The sequence below is a fragment of the Flintibacter sp. genome, from assembly GCF_046973065.1.
Window position 1 is genome coordinate 1 of sequence record NZ_JBKVXZ010000035.1, and the last position, 16,160, is coordinate 16,160.

14 protein-coding genes are annotated in these 16,160 nt (G+C 59.9%); 2 read left to right on the forward strand and 12 right to left on the reverse strand.

Annotation, left to right across the window (positions count from 1 at the left end; genetic code table 11):
• Positions 1–64: 64 nt before the first annotated feature.
• A complete protein-coding gene (gene clpB / locus ACLTXB_RS12345) occupies positions 65–2,695 on the reverse strand; it encodes an ATP-dependent chaperone ClpB (RefSeq protein WP_428227224.1) in 2,631 nt (876 codons plus the stop codon).
• Between the two features lie 157 nt (positions 2,696–2,852).
• Positions 2,853–3,278, reverse strand: coding sequence for an Hsp20/alpha crystallin family protein (locus ACLTXB_RS12350; RefSeq protein ID WP_020989992.1), 426 nt, complete (start codon positions 3,276–3,278; stop codon positions 2,853–2,855).
• 262 nt (positions 3,279–3,540) lie between these two features.
• Here ACLTXB_RS12350 and ACLTXB_RS12355 point away from each other — a divergent pair, with 262 nt between their 5' ends.
• Positions 3,541–4,530 (forward strand): 2-hydroxyacid dehydrogenase, encoded by a 990-nt coding sequence (locus tag ACLTXB_RS12355; protein WP_428227225.1) that lies wholly within the window; start codon positions 3,541–3,543, stop codon positions 4,528–4,530.
• Positions 4,531–5,270: 740 nt separating this feature from the next.
• On the opposite strand, the gene ACLTXB_RS12360 is transcribed toward ACLTXB_RS12355, so the two are convergent.
• From ACLTXB_RS12360 to ACLTXB_RS12405, 10 genes are all read right to left on the reverse strand, one after another.
• Positions 5,271–6,857, reverse strand: a complete 1,587-nt coding sequence (locus tag ACLTXB_RS12360) for an amidohydrolase (RefSeq protein ID WP_428227226.1) — start codon at positions 6,855–6,857, stop codon at positions 5,271–5,273.
• A gap of 281 nt (positions 6,858–7,138) precedes the next feature.
• Positions 7,139–7,924 carry an amino acid ABC transporter ATP-binding protein gene (locus tag ACLTXB_RS12365; RefSeq protein WP_428227227.1) on the reverse strand — a complete coding sequence of 262 codons (786 nt, stop codon included), beginning with the start codon at positions 7,922–7,924 and terminating at the stop codon, positions 7,139–7,141.
• A gap of 15 nt (positions 7,925–7,939) precedes the next feature.
• Positions 7,940–8,692, reverse strand: coding sequence for an amino acid ABC transporter permease (locus tag ACLTXB_RS12370; RefSeq protein ID WP_110442422.1), 753 nt, complete (start codon positions 8,690–8,692; stop codon positions 7,940–7,942).
• Positions 8,693–8,792: 100 nt separating this feature from the next.
• Positions 8,793–9,665: a transporter substrate-binding domain-containing protein gene (locus tag ACLTXB_RS12375; RefSeq protein ID WP_428227228.1), complete on the reverse strand. Its 873-nt coding sequence runs from the start codon at positions 9,663–9,665 to the stop codon at positions 8,793–8,795.
• A gap of 305 nt (positions 9,666–9,970) precedes the next feature.
• Entirely contained in the window at positions 9,971–10,165 is a 195-nt protein-coding gene (locus ACLTXB_RS12380; RefSeq protein WP_008982403.1) for an alpha/beta-type small acid-soluble spore protein, read from the reverse strand.
• 143 nt (positions 10,166–10,308) lie between these two features.
• Positions 10,309–10,962 (reverse strand): single-stranded DNA-binding protein, encoded by a 654-nt coding sequence (locus ACLTXB_RS12385; RefSeq protein WP_008982404.1) that lies wholly within the window; start codon positions 10,960–10,962, stop codon positions 10,309–10,311.
• A gap of 132 nt (positions 10,963–11,094) precedes the next feature.
• Positions 11,095–12,117 carry a TPM domain-containing protein gene (locus ACLTXB_RS12390; protein ID WP_428227229.1) on the reverse strand — a complete coding sequence of 341 codons (1,023 nt, stop codon included), beginning with the start codon at positions 12,115–12,117 and terminating at the stop codon, positions 11,095–11,097.
• Between the two features lie 48 nt (positions 12,118–12,165).
• Complete coding sequence (locus tag ACLTXB_RS12395) at positions 12,166–13,404, reverse strand: toxic anion resistance protein (protein ID WP_428227230.1); 1,239 nt, start codon at positions 13,402–13,404, stop codon at positions 12,166–12,168.
• Between the two features lie 36 nt (positions 13,405–13,440).
• Positions 13,441–13,653: a hypothetical protein gene (locus ACLTXB_RS12400; protein ID WP_325207707.1), complete on the reverse strand. Its 213-nt coding sequence runs from the start codon at positions 13,651–13,653 to the stop codon at positions 13,441–13,443.
• A gap of 12 nt (positions 13,654–13,665) precedes the next feature.
• Complete coding sequence (locus tag ACLTXB_RS12405; protein WP_235396452.1) at positions 13,666–14,388, reverse strand: 5-bromo-4-chloroindolyl phosphate hydrolysis family protein; 723 nt, start codon at positions 14,386–14,388, stop codon at positions 13,666–13,668.
• Between the two features lie 246 nt (positions 14,389–14,634).
• Between ACLTXB_RS12405 and ilvA the strand changes: the two genes are divergently transcribed.
• Complete coding sequence (ilvA, locus tag ACLTXB_RS12410; protein ID WP_008982410.1) at positions 14,635–15,855, forward strand: threonine ammonia-lyase; 1,221 nt, start codon at positions 14,635–14,637, stop codon at positions 15,853–15,855.
• Positions 15,856–16,160: the final 305 nt, after the last annotated feature.

Sequence of the window (16,160 nt, forward strand, 5' to 3'; positions counted from 1 at the left end):
GCGAAACGAAGTTTCGCACAAAGTTCTTTGCCAAGCTTTCTTTCAAGAAAGCGGGAAAAGTAGGTTACAGGTCGATGACCTCGCCGGAGAGAACTTCGCGGCCATCCACCACCAGCTCGCCGTCCCGGTAGTCCACGGTCAGGCGCTGACCGCTCTCCACCTGATCGGCGATGATCTTCCGGCTGATGAGGGTCTCCACGGTGTGCTGGAGATACCGGCGCAGAGGCCGGGCGCCGTAGATGGGATCATAGGCACTGTCGATGATGAAGTCCTTGGCGGCGGGGGTGAGCTCCACCGTGAGCTGCTTGTCGCTGAGGCGGCGGTTGATGTCGGCCACCATCAGGTCGATGATGTGAGTCACGTTGTCCTTGGTCAGAGGCTTGTAGAAGACGATTTCGTCCAGACGATTGAGGAACTCAGGCCGGAAAGAGCGCTTCAGAAGCTCATTCACCTGATCCCGGGCCTCCTGGGAAATCTCACCGTCCGCACCAATGCCGTCCAGCAGGAACTGGCTGCCCAGGTTAGAGGTCAGGATGATAATGGTGTTCTTAAAGTCCACGGTACGGCCCTGGCTGTCGGTGATGCGGCCGTCGTCCAGCACCTGCAGCAGGATGTTGAACACATCGGGGTGGGCCTTCTCCACCTCATCAAAGAGGATGACGCTGTAAGGCTTCCGGCGTACCGCCTCGGTGAGCTGGCCACCCTCCTCGTAGCCTACATATCCCGGAGGTGCACCGATCAGACGAGAGACGGAGAACTTCTCCATGTACTCGGACATGTCGATACGCACCAGGTTCTTCTCGCTATCGAACAGAGCCTCGGCCAGGGTCTTGGCCAGCTCGGTCTTGCCGACGCCGGTGGGACCCAGGAACAGGAAGGAGCCGATGGGCTTGTTGGGGTCGGCGATGCCGGCGCGGCTGCGCAGGATGGCCTCGCTGACAAGGCGCACGGCCTCGTCTTGGCCCACCACACGCTGGTGGAGGATGTCCTCCAGGTGCAGCAGCTTCTCCCGCTCGCCCTCCATCAGGCGGGCCACGGGGATGCCGGTCCAACGCTCGATGATGCGGGCGATCTCCTCCTCGGTGACCTTATCTCGGAGCAGAGAGCGCTGCTTGCCCTCGTTGGCAATCTGCTCCTCCGCCTCCAGGGCCTTTTTCAGCTCGGGGATCTTGCCGTACTGGAGCTCGGCGGCCTTGTTCAGGTCGTACTCCCGCTGGGCCTTCTCCAACTGGGCGTTGGCGGCCTCCAACTCCTCGCGGAGCTTCTGGACCTTGCCGATGGCGTTCTTCTCGTTGTCCCACTGGGCCTTCTTGGCGTTAAACTCCTCCCGCATATCGGAGAGTTCCTTCTGGATCTCCGCCAGATGCTCCTGGGAGATCTTGTCGGTCTCCTTTTTCAGAGCGGCCTCCTCGATCTCATGCTGGATGATCTTGCGCTGGATGATATCCAGCTCGGTGGGCATGGAGTCCATCTCGGTGCGGATCATGGCGCAGGCCTCATCCACCAGGTCGATGGCCTTATCGGGGAGGAACCGGTCGGTGATATAGCGGTTGCTGAGGGTAGCGGCGGCAATGATGGCGCCGTCGGTGATCTTTACGCCGTGGTAGACCTCGTAGCGCTCTTTCAGGCCACGGAGAATGGCAATGGCATCCTCCACACTGGGCTCATTGACCATAACGGGCTGGAACCGGCGCTCCAGAGCGGCGTCCTTCTCAATATACTGGCGGTACTCGTTGAGGGTGGTGGCACCGATGCAGTGCAGCTCGCCGCGGGCCAGCATGGGCTTGAGCAGGTTGCCTGCGTCCATGGAGCCTTCAGTCTTGCCGGCACCCACAATGGTGTGCAGCTCGTCGATGAAGAGAATGATGCGGCCCTCGCTCTTTTTGATCTCATTCAAAACGGCCTTCAGCCGCTCCTCAAATTCGCCCCGGTATTTGGCGCCTGCAATGAGGGAGCCCATATCCAGGGAGAAGATGGTCTTGTCCTTCAGGCTGGCGGGCACATCGCCCTTGACGATCCGCTGGGCCAGGCCCTCGGCGATGGCGGTCTTGCCCACGCCGGGCTCGCCGATGAGGACGGGGTTATTTTTGCTCTTCCGGCTCAGAATCCGGATGACGTTACGGATTTCGTCGTCACGGCCGATGACAGGGTCCAGCTTGTTCTGGCGGGCACGGTCCACCAGGTCGGTGCCGTACTTTTTCAGGGCGTCGTAGGTCTCCTCCGGGTTGTCGGAGGTGACACGCTGGTTGCCACGGACGCTGGCCAGGGCCTGCATGACCTTCTCTTTGGTCACGTTATAGGTGCGGAACAGCTCCTTCAAGTTGGAGTTGGGCCGCTCCATCAGACCGAGGAGCAGATGCTCCACGGAGATATACTCGTCCTTCATGGCGGAGGCCTGCTCCTGGGCGGCGGTGAGGGCGCGGTCCACGTCCTGGGCCACGTACACCTTGTCGGCCTCCCGGCTGCCGCCGGACACCTTGGGCAGCTTGTTCACCAGGTCGGCGGCGGCCGCCTGGAAGCTAGGCACCGTCATACCCATGGCGGTGAGCAGCTGGGGAATAAAGCCCTGCTCGTCGCTGACCAGAGCCAACAGCAGGTGCTCCTGCTCGATCTGCTGGTTGCCGTGGGCCTGGGCGATGTCCTGAGCCCCCTGGATGGCGGCCAGAGACTTCTGGGTAAACTGATTCATATTCATAGTAAGAAACCCTCCTTTTCATGGGGTTTGATGTTTTGAAAAATTGGCACTCTTATAAACTAAGTGCTAAGTGAATGATAGACCAAGTTTTTGAAAAATGCAAGAGAAAGTTTGAAAAAAGGGCGGGTAATTTACCCGCCCTTTCAGAGAGTCGCTGTTACTCGATGGCGATCTTCCGGCTCTGGGGGATCACCTCGCCCTGCTTGGGCAGGGTCAGCTTCAGCACGCCGTTATCATAGGCGGCGGTGATGTTTTCCTCCTGGATGCCGGAGACGTCAAAGGAGCGCTGGTAGCTGCCGCAGCGGCGCTCCCGGCACAGGTACTTGCCCTCCTCCTTCTTTTCGGAGGTCTCCTGGTGCTTGGCGGTGATGGTGAGAACGCCGTCCTGCAGGTGCAGGTCGATGTCGCCCTTATTAAAGCCGGGCAGATCAGCCTCCAGCAGGTAGTGGTCGCCCTTGTCCTGGATGTCGGTGCGGAAGGCGGGCAGCTGGCGCTGGCTGGCGGGGAACATGGAACGCTCAAATTCATCAAACAGGTCGTTAAAGCTGTTGCTCATACGTCCAAAGGGAATCATGCTATACATAATCAAAACTCCTTTCGGCCCAATGGGGAGCGGTTTGTATTTGCTCCCGGGCCCTTCTGAACTTTGACTTTAGTATAGTGCCCAATTATGAACAGTTCTTGCAAACATTGTGTCTAAATTGTAAATTCTAGCACTCTAGATACGAGAGTGCTAATTTTGGAGAGACGGCCTTGCCCCAAAAAGTGGAGGCTGATATAATGAAACAGAAGAAAACCGCCCTGTGGGCGGATTCCCATGTATAAATATAAAAGGAGGAACCCCTTTGAAGATCCTTGTGTACGGCCCCAAGGCCCGCTATGACGCCTATATGCCCGACTTTGCCGCCCAGCTGGGAGCAGAGCTGGTATTCTGCACTCTGGACCAGTCGCCCCGCCAAGCGGCGGCGGAAAACCCGGACGCCCAGGTGCTCTTTGACGACCCCATTGTGGACGTGGGCCGGGAGATCATTGACCTGCTGCCCAACCTGAAGCTCATCCAGTCGGAGGGCGTGGCCTTCAACCGCATCGACCTGGAGGCGGCCCGGGAAAAGGGGATCTTCGTGTGCAACAACAAGGGCTGCAACGCCGACTCCGTGGCCGAACATACCGTCATGCTCATGCTCATGGCCCTGCGCCACGGCATCACCGGCCACAACGCGGTGAAGGCGGGTCTCCAAGTGAAGATGAAAGAGGCAGTGATGGCCTCGGGCAGCCCGGAGCTGGGTGAGCAGACCGTGGGCCTGGTGGGCTTCGGCGACATTGCTCAGGCCACCGCCCGGCGTCTCAAGCCCTTCGGCTGTAAGATGTACTATTACAGTCTCCACCGCCGTTCCCCCGAGGTGGAGGCCGACTTTGGGGTGGAATACCTGCCCCTGGAGGAGCTGGCCGCCGCCTGCGACATCCTCTCCCTCCACTGCGCTGTCAACGATCAGACCCAGAACATGGTAAACGCCGATCTGGTCTCCAAGATGAAGCCGGGCATTATCCTGGTAAATACCGCCCGGGGCGACCTGGTGGATAATCTGGCCGTGCGCCAGGGCCTTATGGATGGCCGCATCGGCGGCATTGCTATGGACACCCTGGCCCCCGAGCCCACCCCCGCCGACCACCCCCTGGTGGACCTGCCCGCGGAGATCGCGGACCGGGCGATCTACTCCCCCCACCTAGGCGGCAACACCGGTGGTTCCTTCCGCCGGGCGCACAACAATATGTGGAACAATGTGAAGCTCATCCAGGAGGGCAAGCGGCCTAATTTTGTGGTAAATGGGCTGTAATCATTCTGTTTAAAAGCAAAACCGCAGTCGGAGCAAACCGGCTGCGGTTTTTTGCTTTGAGGAACGAGTGTTACTTTCTGCTCGCACAGAAAGTAACCAAAGATGCGCCAAGGGGTGTGGCTCCGACGAACACCTCGCCGCAGGCGGGTGTTCATAGTCACCACACCCCCTGGACCCCCGTTTACGGGGGACGCCATCCTGAGGATTTGGCATTTGCGTCCGGCGGCTCCGAACACAAGACCTTGCGTTCTTCTTGCCCCGGGCCTTAGGCCCTACCAGATGGAAATTTAAGGTGTTCGCGCTGTACGGACACCGCCTACTCCGGCATAACTGTGGCAGCCGGGCAGTTGCGGGGCATCCACCCGACTACCGCCGCACCAAACAGGTAGGCAGGCACCAGGCGGTGTATGATAGAAGCAACCCCTCACATATTTTGATGGCAAAAGGGCCTAAGGCCCGGGAGTAGAGGGAGGCACGGTCAAAACTTAGACCGCCGGAAGATACGAAAAACCCAAAGGGACACGCTCCCGTAACAGGGGGTCCGGGGGCCGACTCCCCCTGTCAGGGGGAGATGGCCCGAAGGGCCAGAGGGGGTAGGGACAAGGTGACTGTGAGCGCCCGCTGCGCATAGGCGCTCACCGGAACCGTCCCCCGGCGGCGTTTTGGTTACTTTGCCGCCGCGGGCAAAGTAACACCGTTCCCCACGCCCCTCAGGGCGGAACCCTTCTTCATAAAAGAAATTATCTTTGTGCAAAAACAGTCTTTCCCGCCAAAACCGTCTCAAAAACAGGAACCTTCGGCAGCTCCTGGGGAGAAACCGCAAACAAATCCCCATCCAGAATCACCAGATCCCCCTGCATCCCGGGCATCAGCCGCCCACGAACATCCTCGTCCCGGCTCGCCCAGGCCGCCCGGGAGGTAAACAGGCTTAGTCCCTCCTCCAGAGAGAGGGCCTGCTCCGGCAGGTAGGTGCGCTCCCCTGCCCGGTCCTGGCGGGTGACGGCGGCGCGGAGGTTGTCCAGCACATCAAAGGGTTCCACCGGGCAGTCGGAGCCGCCGCTCACGGCCAGTCCCAGCTCCAGCATGGAGCGCCAGTTGTAGCAATCCCGGGCGCGCTTCTCTCCCATCCGCTGGGTGATGATGCCCATGTCCTCTTCAATAAAAATGGGCTGGATGTAGGCCTGAAGGCCCAGGGCCTTCATCCGTGCCAGCAGAGCGGCGTCGGTGATCTGGGCATGGACTGCCCCGTGGCGGGCCTGAGGCCAGGGGTCCCGGGCCTGGACCGCTTCCACCGCCTGGCACAGCTGCTCCAAAGCCCCGTCCCCGATAACGTGGACGGCCACGTCCATCCGGGCTGTGTGGGCGGCCTCCACCAGCTGTTCCAGCTCGCTGGGCGTGTAGATGGCCATGCCCTTCCACTCCGGGTCGTCCTGATACCCCTCCCGGAGCAGGGCGGTGCGGGCGCCCAGGGAGCCGTCCTGGAGGAGTTTCCTCGGCCCGGTGCGGAAGAGACTTTCCCGGTCCTGGGGATCCGACCGGACCGACAGAAAACGCTCAAAATCCGACGGAGCAAGCAGACACTGCTCGTATACCCGCAGCGTCAATTCCCCGTCCTGTTCCATCTCCCGGAACAAGCGGACCAGACGCACCGGGTCCATACCGGGAAGCATCTGAAGGTCGTCGGAGTGGACGCAGGTGAGGCCCTTGGCGTTGGCGTCGGCCTGGCCCCGCCGAATGAGGGCCTTGACCTCTTCATCGGAGAGAGGCGGTACCACCTGCATGTAGAGGCGCATGGCCTCCTCCCGCAGCAGGCCCTGCTCAAAGTCCACCTTTTCCAGAACAGACTCCTCCACCCCGGTAAGAGTTTTCAGCCGCTCCAGCATGGGGGTGTTGCAGGCTGCCACATGGGCGCAGCAGCGCAGCAGACATACCGGAACTTCCCGGGAAATCTGATCCAGGTCGGCCCGGGTGGGCATGCGCTCCTCGGCCAGAGTCTCTTGGTTCCAGCCCATACCCAGCAGATAAGAGGCCCCCGTCTGGGCCAGCTTGTCCCGCCCGCGGCGGATCATCTCTTGGATGGAAGGGACCCCTGCCAGGGGCAGGCTGTCCTGAAACAGAGCGTAGAGCAGCAGGTGCATGTGGGTGTCGTGGAAACCGGGGAGCACCTGGCGGCCCTCCAGGTCGGTTTTCTCGTCCCAGGGGAGTGCCAGGGCGTCCCGGTCGCTGCCCACAAAGACGACGGCGCCGTCCTCCAGGCCGATGGCCTGCTGCCGGTCTTTGCCGGGAACCATGGTGTCCACCTTGCCGTGATACCAGAGTCTGCGCATGAGAACCCCTCCATTTTCTTTTCTTAAACATATGATACGGCACGTTCCGCCAAAAATCCACCTGCTTTTTTCTTTCCGGCGGGAAATGCGGGCGGATGATATCCGCCCCTATGGGGTGCGGGAAAGCATAACAGGCCGATGGGGACATCGGCCCCTACAGAACAAAAAAAGTGGGAGCGACGCAGAACATCGCTCCCACAAACAGGTTGCTTACAGTCACAGAGGGGAAACGAAGTTTCCCAGAAAGTTCTTTTGCGTACTTTTCTTTCAAGAAAAGTACGTCAATTCTCGGCGTAGCGGGACAGGAACTGGCGGGTGCGCTCCTCCCGGGGATGCTCGATGACCTGCCGGGCCGGTCCCTTCTCCACGATGACGCCGCCGTCCATAAACATAACCTCGTCGGCCACGTCCCGGGCAAAGGCCATCTCGTGGGTGACGATAATCATGGTGGTCTTCTGCTCGGCCAAGGAGCGAATCACTTTCAATACCTCCCCGGTGAGCTCCGGGTCCAGGGCCGAGGTGGGCTCGTCAAAGCACAGGATGTCGGGCTTCAGGGCCAGGGCGCGGGCGATGGCCACACGCTGCTGCTGTCCGCCGGAGAGCTGACTGGGGTAGTGGTCGGCCCGGTCACTCAGGCCCATTTTGGCCAGCAGCTCCCGGCCCTCAGCCTGGATCTCCTCCAGAATGGCCTTCTTGTTCTGCTTATATTCCGGCAGTTCCTGGCTGAGCAGCTCTTTGGCCAGGGTAACATTTTGCAGCGCCGTGTACTGGGGAAACAGGTTGAAGGACTGGAACACCAGACCAAAGTGGAGGCGCTTTTTCCGTATCTCGGTTTCCCGCTGAGTCGTAGGATCGCTGGCATCAAAAAGTACCGAGCCATTGACAGATATGGTCCCCTGGTTGGGTGTCTCCAAAAAGTTGAGGCAGCGCAGCAGGGTGGTCTTGCCGGAGCCGGAGGAGCCGATGATGGCCAGGGCCTGTCCCTGCTCCAGAGAGAAGCTGATGTCCTCCAATACCCGGGTGGGACCGAAATGCTTTTCAATATTGCATACGTCCAAAATTGCCATATTCGGTCCTCCTCATCACTGAAAGAATTCCATTTTCTTCTCCAGCTGGCCCAGCAACAACGTGACCACGCCGCTGAAGATCAGGTAGTACACAGCGGTAAAGAACAGGGGCCACACCAGGCCGGCGATGCCGGAGTTGCCCTTCATGAAAGACTCGCCCATCCAGATGACTTCCTGCAAAGCAATGACCCGGGCCAGAGAGGTATCCTTTACCAGGGTAATGATCTCGTTGGACATGGGAGGGACGATGCGCTTGATCATCTGCAGCAGGGTAATGTGGCGGAAGATCTGGAGCTTGGTCATGCCCAGCACCTGGCCCGCCTCCTGCTGGCCCTTGGGAACGCCCTGGATACCGCCCCGGTAGATCTCGGAGAAGTAGCAGGCGTAGTTAATGATAAAGGCCACGCACACGGCCAGCATCCGGCCTGACTCTCCGCTGGGCCAGCTGAACCACTTCTGCATACCGGGTACGTAGAACAGGGCAATGATCTGCAGCACCAGGGGGGTGCCACGGATGATCCACACCAACAGCCGGCATACCAGGCTGATGGGCTGCAGCCCCAGCAGCCAGTTGAGCAGGGGAGACATGCCGGGCTTCCGGAGGAACCCCAGCGGCGCCCAGCGGTTCATGGAACCGAAGCTGATGATAAGGCCCAGGGGCAGGGCTCCGATGAGGGTGATAAAGAACAGCTGCAGCGTCTTGAGAAAGCCGCTGTTCAGCGCCGCAAGCACAGTTTGGAACGTGCTGGAGGTGAAAAATTCGATCATGGTATCGTCCTCTCCGGGTGATGATGGTGGGGCAAAAGCCGCCGAAAGGCAGAGCGCGCATAAGACGCGCTCTGCCTCAGGTATGACTATGGGGAAGGAATCACTCCAGGATCACAGCATCCTGGAGACCGTAGGTGGTGGCAGTCTCCAGCACGGTTCCGTCGGCCACCTTCTCAGCCCAGAAGGTATTGAAGGCGTCTACCAGGTCGGAGCCCTGGCGGAAACCTACGCCGTACTCCTCAGACTCCAGACCCTGGGCGTCGTTGAGGTTGAGGCTGTAAACCAGGTCGGCATAGCTGGTGCCCTCGCCGGTCATCTCGGCGGCCATCAGCACGTCGATGACGGCGGCGTCAGAAGTGCCCGCGGAGACCTCCATCAGAGCGTTGGACTGAGCCTGGACGGGAACAGTGGTGGCGCCCAGAGCCAGGGCGGCGTCCTCACCGGCGGAGCCGGACTCCACGGCGATGTTCAGGCCCTCCAGAGAGGTGAGACCCTCGAAGTCAGCGGCCTTGTCGGCGGGATAAATCAGGGTCTGGTAGTTGGTGCAGTAGGGAACGGAGGTGCCCATAGCGGCCATGACGTCGTCGCTGAGGGTCATGCCGTTCCACACGCAGTCGATGGCCTTGGAGTTGAGCTCCTCCACCTTGTAATCCCAGGTGATCTCCTGGAACTCCACATTGACACCCAGGCTCTCGGCAAAGGCCTTGGCCATGTCGGCGTCAAAGCCAATCCACTCGTCGCTGCCTTCCTCTTTGTAGTCCATGGGGGCAAAGTAGGTGATACCCACCACCAGGGTGCCCTTGTCCTTCACATACTGCATATCGCTGGTCTGGGTCTGGCTGGAGCTGCCAGAGCCGGAACCGCTGGTATTGTCAGAGCCGGAGCTACTGCCGGAGGTATTGCCGCCGCTGGAGCAGGCGGCCAGGCTTGTGCACAGGGTCAGAGCCAGAGCAAGAGACAAGAACTTTTTCATAGTATGTATCCTCCCAAACATTGAAGTGAGAAAGAGAGGGGGAGCCCCCCTGTTACTTTCACATTTTAGCACGCTAATGTGATATTGTAAAGGGGAACTTCCATTCCCTGCCTGCTTTTTCTCTTTTGTATAAAATAGCCGAACGAACTTGAGACCGCTATGTAAAAGATAAACAAAATTGGCAACGATTCCTGGAAGCGGCGGCGCAATTGGGTCTGGAGCTGCATGGACCGCTTCCTTTTGCAAGAGAATAGAATGGGGGGCGGGACAACCGTCCCGCCCCTCTATTCTTTGGATGGAGGTTCTTACTTCATGCCGTTCTCATAGGACTCGATCATCTTCTTGACCATCTGGCCGCCCACAGAACCGGCCTGCTTGCTGGTCAGGTCGCCGTTGTAGCCCTGCTTCAGGTTCACGCCTACCTCGCTGGCAGCCTCCATCTTGAACTTGTTCATGGCTTCGCGGGCGTTGGGGACCATAGTACTCTTGTTACTGGACATGATTCGTCTCTCCTTTTTTTCTGTCTGTTTGTTGTGGATGTTTGATTCGGATGGAACATCCGCATCTATCTTTGCCCAAACCAGCCTGGCTATGCGGAAAAGACGTTTCCTGATTTTGTTGTTTTTCCATGGCTTTCCATCGGTTAAAAAACGCACTGCTCCAACACCGGCGGACAGGCTGATTGCTGGGGAGGCAGCAGGTTCATCACCGACACCTCGTAGGCGGTGCGCTCCTCACAGCGGTCGCCTAAATTTTTTGTGTACACCCGGCTCTGGAGCCGTCCCTCCAGCCCCAGCTTCTCCCCCACCTCCATCTGGCCGCACTGATAGGCCAGACTGCCCCAGGCGATGCAGGGCAGATAGTCGGAGCGGCCGTAGCGCCGGTTCACCGCCAGGATCATGTCGCAGATGGTGCGGCCCAGAGGGGTGCAGCGCAGACTGGGAGGCTTACACAGGGTGCCGGTACACACCAGACGGTTCTGGTCCTCCCCCTGCTCCAGCAGCAGTTCCCGGACAAAGACGCTGATGACCAGGCGGCTGCCCACCCCGGTACGGTTGTTGAAGGTGCGCACCTCTCCCCTTACCGTCAGCTCATCCCCCCGCTCCAGCCAGCCGTGCTGTTCCAGCAGAGGGCGGGAGATCACCGCGTTCACCTGGTCGGCGGCGCCGGACAGGCGGCTGACCAGCACGGGGACGGTAAAAAAATCCACGTCGTGGTTGTGGTGGGACAGAGCGGGGGGCTGGGCGGCCCGGCCGTGAAGAAGAATACGGTTTACGTCGGGGGAGGTCTGTTTCATGGCGGATCACACTCCTGAAAATCGTTTGTTCTTCCTCACTCTATGAACCGACCGGGCCGTGTATGTCCCAAAGCAGCAAAAAAGCGGCTCTCCCCAAGTGGGAGAGCCGCAAACATTGTGCATTTGTGGGGATCAGCGGCCAAATCCGCCGCCGCGGCCGCCGGAAAATCCACCGCCACGGCTGCCGCCGAAGCCGCCGCCGCGGCCGCCGGAGAACCCGCCGCCACGGCTGCCAAAGCCGCCGCCACGGCTGCCAAAGCCGCCGCCGCGGGGACCGCTGGAGAACCCGCCGCCCCGGGAGGAGCCGCCGCTGGGGCCATGGAAGCCGTTAAAGCCGCCGGGACCGCCCGGTCCGCCCGGACCTCCGGGGGGAGGAGGCGGAGGCCGCCGCCAGCGCCGCTGGTACCAGCCATAGCCGGGACCGTGCCAGAACAGGATGGGCCGGAATACATAGGGGGGATTGACTACCCCGTAATACCGCTGACGGTAGCTGGTGTAGCGCAGGGAGTCCAGAATGGAGGCGATCACCACCAGGATGACCACCAGAGCGATCACGCTTATGATGGTGTCAGTTCTGCTGTTGTAGGACGAGCTGCCTTTGCTGAGATAGCCCAGGCCGTACTGGTCCACGTAGAATTCATTGACGCCGGTGAACAGCTTGACCACGCCGTCGCCGAACTTGCCCGCCATGGCGTCCTCATAGAGGTACTGATCCATGTAGGAGGATACCTGGCTGTCGGTCATGGGGTAGTCGGAACCTACCGCCAGGTAGCACTCGCCGTTGCTGGTGTTGATAACCAGGATGCCGTCGGCGGCAGCCAGCTCGATCTGGACGCCCAGGTCGTAGGCGTAGTCGTCGATGTTGCCGTCAATGGAGGTGCGGGTGGCCACGGCGATGAGGCTGTCATACCGCTTGACCCAGTTGGCGTTGAAGAGACAGATCTGCTCCTCCTGCTGGTCGGTGAGTACGTTTGCCTGGTCATCGATCCACTTGGTGTAGGCCGCCGTGGACAGGGAGGAATCCAGTCCGGTAGACTGGGCTGTTTCCTCCACCGGGTCGGCGCTGGCGGCGCGCCACTGGCCGATGCCGATGGCGGCGGCGATCATAATAATGGTCAGCGCCACTGCCACCGAAGTTTTCTGGAAAAGTTTCATAGTCGGTTCCTTTCCGCTGTGCCGATTGCCGATTGTGAGGGAATTGGATTAACCACGAAGCTCCAACAGCTTCTGCTTCAGCTCGCCCTCGATGCGGCCCAGCTCGGCCTCGGCCTCCTTGCGCTTCTGGCTGCCCTCGGTCTGGATCTTCATGACCTCATCCAGGGTGGAGATAAGCTGATTGTTGGTGTGCTGGAGGGTCTGGATGTCCACGATGGACTTCTCGGCCTCCCGGGCGGCGTCGATGGTGCCCATTTTCAGCATGTCCGCGTTCTTCTGCAGCAGCTGGTTGGTCATGTTGGTGACGGCGGACTGGGCGGCCGTAGCCTGGCGGGAGTGCTCCAGGCCCAGGGCCAGCACCATCTGGCTCTTCCACAGGGGGATGGTGTTCACCAGAGAGGACTGGATTTTTTCCAGCATGAGGGTGTCGTTATTTTGCAGCAGCCGGGTCTGGGGGCCCATCTGCACAGAGATCATGCGGGTGAGCTCCAGGTCGTGGATCTTCTTCTCAAAACGGTTGCACAGGTTGGCAAAGTCGTTGTAGGCTTGGGCGTCCTCCTGGCTGCCGGAGGCGGCGGCCTTCTGCTTGAGCTGCTCCAGGTCGTTGGTGCGCAGGTAGTTCAGGCGCTTTTTGCCCGCGATGATATACATGGTGAGCTCTTTGTAATACTTGGTGTTCAGCTCATACATCTGGTCCAGCATGGCGATGTCCTTCATGAGCACCACCTGATGGGACTCCAGCGCCCGGACGATCTTGTCCACGTTGACCTCGGCCTTGGCATAGCTGGCCTTCAGGGCCTCCAGGTCCTTGCGCTTCTTCTGGAAGAAGCCGAAGATACCCTTCTTCTCCTCTTCCTCCTCGCCAAAGCCCTTCAGCTCCACCACCAGGTCGGACAGAGCCTGGCCCACCTCGCCAAGGTCCTTGGTCTTCACGCTGTTCAGGGCGTTTTCCGAGAAGGCGGCGATGTTCTTCTGGGCGGCGGCGCCGTACTGGAGCACCAGGTTGGAGTCGGTGACGTCGATCTTCTTGGCAAACTCGTCCACCATCTTTTTCTCGGCGTCGCTGAGCATGGACTCGTCCAGCTTGACGGCGTTGGCGTCCCGCTGGGCCTGGATGGCGGCAGCGTCAGGCTGGGGAGCCTGGGGTGCAGTGGGCTCCAAGGTGAGCTCGGGGGCCGCCTGGGCGGCGGTAGGCTCCAGGGTCAGTTCGGGAGCGGCAGCGGCCTGGGCGGCGGTGCCGGAGGGATCTAAGGTCAACTCGGGGGTCAGGTTCAGTTCATCACTCATGACAGGTTCCTCCTCAATATGAACAAAATGAGATGATTATTTCTTATCGTAAGCCAAATAACGGTACCAGTGGAAGGCGCAGCTTCCCAGCTGCAAGACAAGCAACAGGATCAGCAGCCCCTGGCAGGGGGAAGGAATGTCCTTCCAGGCCAGCCAGCAAAACAGGATCAGCAGCACGGGAATGATACAGGACAACAGGGCATTGAGCAGACACTCGCCCCGGCTCATAAACTCACGGTACCGTTTCATGGGAGACCTCCTTTAAAGCTCCAGGGTCACGTCGCTGCCCTGGCTCTTGGTGGTTTTCTTGCCTTCTCCCGCCAGACCCTCCTGGGCCAGCAGGTTTTCCATGACGGTGATATCGGTGGAGATGTCCATGGCCTCGGCGCCGAACAGGGCGTCCAGCTGCTTGTCAAAGGCCTGGACGATAGTGCCCATCATCCGCTCCACCCGCTGTTTGGTGGAGTCGATGTTGTCGCCGGACACTCCCATGGCGTCCATGCGGTCATAAGCGTTAAGGATTTTCAGGGTGGTGGGCAGATAGTAGTCCAGGAAGCGGCGGATCTGGGGCAGCTTGGCGGGCTCCTTGATGACCTGATCGATGATTTTGGAGGTGACCTCCTCCAGATGGTCGATCTGGGCGGAGATGGTCTCGTCCTCGATGCTGTCGTTGAGGCGGCGCATCTCACTCAGCGCCCGCTCCCGCTCCTTGATGAGGTTGTCGATCTCCGGGTTGCCGGTGGATTTGGGAGCCTCGGGCTTCTTCTCCTCTTTCTTCTCTTCCTTTTTCTCCTCTGCCTGGCCGGGCATCTGGTAGTGCTTGTCCGGGAAGATGGCCTTGCCCACCACAAAGGCGGCAATGGAGATCACCGCGCACAGCACATAGTCCATGGGCTGGCTCAGAGACAGGAAGAGGCCGAATACCAGCCAAACCACACCCACCAGATAAATGGGGATCGTGGAGCGTTTTACATGTTTTGCCATTGTACAATTCCTCCATAGCACGGGGAAAAATAGGGGTTCTTATGGTGCCCATTGTACCCTTAGGGGGCTGGAGGTGTCAAGGGATTTGCCCCGACCCGTAGGGATTTCCCGGAAAAAGAGAAGGGAAAGTTTCGGTGGTATTTTACCCCTCCATTGACTTTATTCCACATTTTCGATATGATTGCAAATATAAAATTCCCGGACCGCGCCCCGGCGAGGCCCTTGGGGCAGTAAAGGAGACCAAATATGCTCACCCTGGAACAATTCAAAGCAGCCCGATCCGTCCTGCGCGGCGTCATCCGGGACACCAGCCTGATCCACTCTACCGCCCTGTCCAAGTCCACGGGGCACAATGTGTATTTAAAACCGGAAAATATGCAGGTGACCGGTGCCTACAAAATCCGCGGCGCCTACTATAAAATCAGCACCCTCTCCCAGGAGGAGAAGGAGCGGGGGCTCATCACCGCCTCCGCGGGCAACCACGCCCAGGGTCTGGCCTACGCCGCCCAGGCGGCCGGCGTGCCCGCCACCATTGTTATGCCCACCACTACCCCCCTGGTGAAGGTAAACAACACCAAGGACTACGGGGCTCAGGTCATCCTCCACGGGGAGGTCTTTGACGAGGCCGCCGCCCTGGCTGCCCAGCTGGCCGAGGAGAAGGGCCTCACCTATGTCCACCCCTTCAACGATCTGGGCGTGGCCACCGGACAGGGCACCATCGCCTATGAGATCTTCCAGGACCTGCCCGATGTGGATGTGATCCTGGTGCCCATCGGCGGCGGCGGACTGGCCGCCGGTGTGTCCACCCTGGCCAAGCTCTTAAATCCCAACGTCACCGTCATCGGTGTGGAGCCGGAAGGTGCGGCCTCCATGAAGGCCAGCCTGGAGGCGGGCCACGTGGTTACCCTGCCCACCGCCAACACCATTGCCGACGGCGTAGCGGTGAAGACCCCGGGCGATCTGGTCTTCCCCTATGTACAGAACAACGTGGACCACATCATCACCATTCCCGACACCGAGCTGGTGGACGCCTTCCTGGATATCATGGAAAAGCACAAGATGGTGGTGGAAAACGCCGGCCTGCTCACCGTGGCAGCCCTCAAGCGCATCCAGGGCAAGGGCCTGAACGTGGTGTCCGTCCTCTCCGGCGGCAACATGGACGTCATTACCATGGCCTCTCTGGTGCAGCACGGACTCATCAACCGGGGCCGCATCTTCACCTTCTCCGTCCTGCTGCCCGACCGTCCCGGTGAGCTGATGCGGGTGTCCGGCCTGCTGGCCCAGGACAACGGCAACATCATCAAGCTGGAGCACAACCAGTTTGTCAACATCAACCGGCAGAACGGTGTGGAGCTGAAGGTGACCCTGGAGGCCTTTGGTCAGGACCACAAGAAGCAGATTCTGGATCATTTGGTTCAGGCGGGGTATCAGGTGAAGGAAGTAGATACTGCTGACTTCTATAATTAAAGAAGGGTTCCGCCCTGCGGGGCGTCCTACTTTGCCCGCGGCGGCAAAGTAGGCAAAACGCCGCCGGGGGGCTCCTTCGATGAACACCTGGCTTGCGCCGGTGTTCATAGGCGTCGCCCCCCGGACCCCCGTTTACGGGAGCGTGCCCCTTCGGGTTTATGTATGTTCCCGGCGGGCAAAATCAAGATCTGTTCCCGTTCTACTCTCGGCCCACTGGGCCCTACTTCCACGAAAATGTAAAAGATTTCCCTTCTAACGCACACCGCCTGGTGCGGCAAAGCCGTGGTAGCTGGTCTGTCATCGGC